The organism is uncultured Microscilla sp., from assembly GCF_947493425.1.
Lineage (GTDB): Bacteria > Bacteroidota > Bacteroidia > Cytophagales > Microscillaceae > Microscilla.
On the sequence record NZ_CANLRP010000414.1, the window covers coordinates 1 to 867 of the forward strand.

Below are 867 nucleotides of genomic sequence, written 5' to 3' on the forward strand. Positions count from 1 at the left end.
CCTTCAATGGGTTGCCTGACCCTACTTACAGCCGTAGAAAATAAATTATCTACCGCATCAAGTCTTTGCTGCCCCTTTTTCTTCTTCACTGGGGTAAAAATGTTTAAATCAACCTCTGCAAGCTCTTCTGCCATTTTTTGGTGACAATAGGCTTTATCGAGGAATATGTTCCTGTCTGTAAGTTCCATCAGCACAGGCTTCATTGCTGTCAAATCATTGCTGGCTGCCGGACTTATATCCATGTACTCAGGAACAGGCAATTTTCCTGGTCTCCTGAAGGCTAATGTGTGCAGTTTTACTCCATAATAATACATGCTTTTGGAGGCACAATATCCTTTATTACAGATTTCAGGAGCAACCTTAGCCTGTCCGCTCCGAGGAGCTTTAGCCAACACAATAGGCATCGCATCACCCAAACTTACATCCCATTCCACATCTGCCGACCAATAACAATCCAACACCAGGCTGGTCAATAACGGTAAGACGCTCGTCAATCGGTTCAGACGTCTGTTGAAGTTCGCATAACCAGGTAACAATGGAAACCAAGACAACAAGTGTTTTTGAGTATGACGATGAATATCTTTGATTTCATGCTTATTTTCCTCCAAAATCCCATAAAGGTAGACGGTCAGAACCTCTACATCAGTGAACTTAGGCTGATAATTATTGCTTGTACGTTGACATTCCCAATGCAATGTACTATTATAGCTCTCACTGATAAAACAGTAGAGCCAAATGAGTTTGTTTATATGATTCACAACCTAAAATAAACCATTTGGCTATCTTTTTTTTGCAAATCTTTAAAAAGTACAATAAAGAGTGCCCTCTTATTGAAATTGTACAAAATTCAACTCGATATTCACATTA

Annotated in this window: 1 protein-coding gene; it reads right to left on the minus strand. The window is 39.8% G+C overall.

Features of this window, described 5'->3' with window-relative positions; translation table 11 throughout:
• Positions 1 to 758: transposase (locus Q0954_RS34100; protein ID WP_299466601.1), on the minus strand; the 758-nt coding region annotated here is incomplete at its 3' end.
• Positions 759 to 867 lie beyond the last annotated feature (109 nt).